The 4,085-nt window shown below is 63.9% G+C and carries 3 protein-coding genes and 1 pseudogene; 3 read left to right on the plus strand and 1 reads right to left on the minus strand.

Annotation, left to right across the window (positions count from 1 at the left end):
- Positions 1–104 precede the first annotated feature (104 nt).
- Positions 105–432: pseudogene (locus AB0D66_RS34130) on the minus strand (transposase); the annotation flags it as partial.
- Between the two features lie 1,138 nt (positions 433–1,570).
- Between AB0D66_RS34130 and AB0D66_RS34135 the strand changes: the two are divergent.
- The 3 genes from AB0D66_RS34135 to AB0D66_RS34145 form a co-directional block, all read left to right on the plus strand.
- The gene (locus tag AB0D66_RS34135; RefSeq protein ID WP_362311039.1) at positions 1,571–1,837 is read left to right on the plus strand and encodes a WhiB family transcriptional regulator; all 267 of its coding nucleotides are present in this window, start codon (positions 1,571–1,573) and stop codon (positions 1,835–1,837) included.
- Positions 1,838–2,332: 495 nt separating this feature from the next.
- Positions 2,333–3,904, plus strand: a complete 1,572-nt coding sequence (locus AB0D66_RS34140; RefSeq protein WP_362311041.1) for an ISAzo13 family transposase — start codon at positions 2,333–2,335, stop codon at positions 3,902–3,904.
- Positions 3,904–4,085 (plus strand): hypothetical protein (locus AB0D66_RS34145; protein WP_362311040.1); only part of this gene is annotated, 182 nt, incomplete at its 3' end. The genes AB0D66_RS34140 and AB0D66_RS34145, both read left to right, overlap by 1 nt.

The following is a 4,085-nucleotide window of genomic DNA, read 5'->3' on the forward strand; positions in this document are numbered from 1 at the left end:
CCGCTACGAACGCAAGGCCGAACACTTCCTTGCTTTCGTCGGCATAGCCGCAGCCCTCATCTGCCACCGCCGCCTCACCAAATGAAACGACGTCTCAGTAGGGCCCGGAGCCGGTGAGTGACGCGGGTGCGGTCGGTGACGAGGTCCGTGCGGCGCTCGGTCAGCAGACGCAGCTCTATGACGGCCTCGTCGTCGAGGCGGACGGGCAACAGATCGTTGCGCATTCTGGCCTGGTCGGCGGGGGTGCGGTTGACCGCGACGCCGGGGATATAGACAAGCTCCTGGCCGTGGCGGGCCAGAAGGTGATCATCAGACAGGTTCGCCGTCGGTCATGTCCAGGGCCCAGGTCACCGCCCTGCCCTCGGCTAGGTCCAGGACATCGGCGGTCAGCTTGAGCAGCTCCGGCTCATCGCTGGCCACGCGCCGCGTCAGCCACGCGGCCATAGCCATCCGCACGTGGAGATCTACCTGGTGGCTCCACGGGCCCCGAGTTGCCACTGGACACCGTCAGGCACGACGCCCGCATACCCCGTGGGCGCGTGACCGTACTTTAGTTCCGCCCCGCCCGCATCCAAACCAGTACGACGGTGGCGTCGATTACATGAGGGAGCATGGATACCATCGGATTCAGGGAGGTGTCGATCCTCTGGGAGCTGTGTATGGCTCTTAAAAGAGTGACCGAATCGGGAAGCAGTCACGACATCCAGCCATCGGGGCCTTCTCACGCATCAGACGTGATTGGAGAACGAGTGGACACGCGACCTGATTTGCATGTTTCCGACGTCGCGGTGATCGAGGTAAAGCCGATAGGTGAGCCACTGGAGGGTCTCCCGGGCACGGCGATGGCCTTGAAGTCATCCCATTGTGTCAGTTGCGGTGCGAGGGCGGTATTAAAACTCGACCGGCTTCGCGCAGGGTGCAAGGGTTTGCATTCGAACAGCATCACTTCCGAGTGCGCAGAAATGGAGATCTGGGCCGCTGGTTACGACCCGCTGGAGCCGTATCCTGGGAGAGCGGGTTCCTCCTGGCGGGCGCGCTGTAGAAAGTGTGGAGTCGAACGCCGCCCCCGACTTACCGACATCCGCGCGGGACGGTCTTGCAAATGTGGACATCCCCGCCAGACCTCAGCGAAGCAGGCAGAACGAGAATTTCGCTCGGCAGGATACATTCCTCTGGTTCCATACCCCGGAAATAGTCGACTTCCCTGGCCCGCCCGATGTCTCAAATGCGGTCGAGTTCGCAGGCCGAACCTCAATACGATTCGCCGAGGCAAGGTATGCCTGCACCGACGGTCCTGACAATCGGCATAGCGCCTGAGTGCCTAGGAGCGAATACTCTACCCATTGAGATAGCGGTTCAATCACGCCCTCGTGTCTTGGCGAGGGGTAATTGCCGCCTGCCCATCCCTCTCACCTGTGAAACTATGCAGTCTAATTATCCTTGCGTCTGCGGCACTCATTCAAGCACTTGATTTAAATCATCGGAGGATTTGAGCCCTCGTCGAGATCGACGAATAGCAATAGCATGCCGAAATTAGAATGGCAGAGCAGAGTAAGAAGTGAGATGAGTCATGGACTGGCGCCACAAGTCCCAATGCCGAAACCAGGCGGATGTCTTCTTCCCTAACGGAGAGACCCGCGATGCCACGCTTCGAGTAGAGAAGGCCAAGGCCCTGTGTGCCCAATGCCCTGTCATCGATGACTGTCGGAAGTGGGCTCTCACCAGTCCAGAGGAGTACGGGATCTGGGCAGGCCTCGACGAACAAGAGCGCATCCCGCTCCTGCCACCCACGATGCAGCGTCGCATACGGCGTCGCATCGATAGGCGGGCCAGCTGAAGGAGCCTGTTCGGATCGCTTCCCTGATCGTCCGCCACTACGGAGTCACTCCGGAGACCCTGGATGTCGGAAGCGTGAGCGAATGCCTTGACATCACCTGACAGACGGGCACCCGCCAAGGCAACGATGGCTCGGGACATCTCTCCAAGACTGCGGCTTCACTGCGCACAGCAGTTGCAGCCGTTCGGGGGAATCCTCCCGCGGATGAACAACCGATGGCGCACTCGATCGTTGATCCGTCCGGTCCAAACAGATCCTCCATCCCCTTGTTCATCCCCCGAGGCGCACAAGGGCCCCGCTGTCGCCAACAGCGGGGCCTCTTAGAGCTCATAATACGATCATGATCGCTGCCTCATCTGCTGGCGACACCTCAACAAACCCGAATCGTGATCGTGTTACGAGCTCTTATCAGTCTTCAGGCAGACGGCGTCAAACCGGGCTTCAGCGGACAGAACATCCACTCAGAGAGCGTTTCATCCCGTTGTTTCATCGCGGATTGCTCTGGACGAGCGGCAGCGTCGTCTGATGCTGGCCGCGGAGGCCCGGGTGCTGGGGCATGGCGGCATCCGGGCCGTGGCCGGGGCGGCTGCGGTGAGTGAGACGACGGTCCGCAAGGGTGTGTCCGAGCTCGAGGCGGGTGAGGAGCCCCTGGGGCGGGTGCGGCGGCCGGGCGGTGGACGCAAACGGGTCGCGGATCTCGACCTGGGACTACGGCCCGCGCTGTTGGCACTGGTGGAACCGGACGAGCGCGGGGATCCGATGTCGCCGCTGCGGTGGACGGTGAAGTCCGCCCGTGCCCTCGCGCGGGAGCTGACCCGGGCTGGCCACAAGGTCAGCGCGGACACCATCGTCGGCCTGCTGCGGGAGGAAGGCTTCAGTCTGCAGGCCAACGCCAAGACCCTGGAGGGCGGCCAGCACCCGGACCGCGACGCTCAGTTCCGCTATCTCAACGAGCAGGCGCGCGAGCACCGGGACGCCGGCCAGCCGGTGATCAGCGTGGACACCAAGAAGAAGGAACTCGTCGGCGACTTCAAGAACACCGGCCGACAGTGGCGCCCGGTTGGCGATCCCGTGCCGGTCCACATGCACGACTTCGCCGACCCGCAGCTGGGCAAGGCCGTCCCCTACGGGATCTACGACCTGGCGGCGAATACCGGCTGGGTCAACGTCGGCACCGACCACGACACTGCGGCGTTCGCCGTGGAATCCATCCGCCGCTGGTGGCAGGGCCAAGGCCAAGCCGCCTACCCGCGGGCGACACGGCTGCTGATCACAGCGGACGCTGGAGGCTCCAACGGCTACCGCACCCGAGCCTGGAAGCTCGAGCTCGCCCGCCTCGCCGCCGAGACGGGGCTCACGATCACCGTGTGCCACCTGCCGCCGGGGACGTCGAAGTGGAACAAGATCGAGCATCGGCTGTTCTCGCACATCACCATGAACTGGCGCGGCCGCCCGCTGACCAGCCACGAGGTCATTGTGCAGTCGATCGCGGCGACCACGACCCGCACCGGACTGCGTGTGACCTCCCAGCTGGACACCAACTCCTATCCCACCGGCGTCAAGATCGCGGACGTGGAGATGGCCGCCCTGCCGCTGACCCGGCACAACTTCCACGGCGACTGGAACTATGCCCTGCATCCCCAGCCGGCCCCGACCGTCCCGGCGGCCCCGGCCCCGCGGGAACACGCCCGGCAGTGGGATCAGTCCCTGCTGTTTGATCCCGAGCTGACCGGGATGACCCGCCAGCAGCTGGACCAACTCACAGCAACTCTGGCCCCGGCCGGCGACTTACAGCGCGGCCGACCACCCCGGCTCTCTTTCGTTGAACAGGTCCTGGCCACCGTGCTCCACCTGCGGGTCGCCCTGGCCGCGGAACCTCTGGCCGTGCTGTTCGGCAGCAGCAGGACCGCCATACACCGCACCCTCCTGAAGAACCGGCGACTGCTCGACACGCACGGCATTGCCATCACGCCCGCAACGACCCCACCCGCCGGTCTCGCAGCGCTCCAAGCACGTGTCCTCGCCCTGACCGGCGAGCCCAGCAACAAGATCAAAGCGACGTGTTAATGATCGGCAAGCCCTTAGGGATTGCAGGGAATGAAGGTGTTGCTTCCCGTGCCGGGGCTCGTTGGTGTGGTATGCGCATCCCGGGCGAGACTCGTGCCCAACTCGCTGTGGAGTTCGAGGTGTTGTTTCCGCATCTGGACGAGCGGCAGCGTCGGTTGTTGATGGCTGCCGAGGCTCGCGT

The sequence above is a fragment of the Streptomyces sp. NPDC048270 genome (assembly GCF_040652335.1).
Classification (GTDB): domain Bacteria; phylum Actinomycetota; class Actinomycetes; order Streptomycetales; family Streptomycetaceae; genus Streptomyces.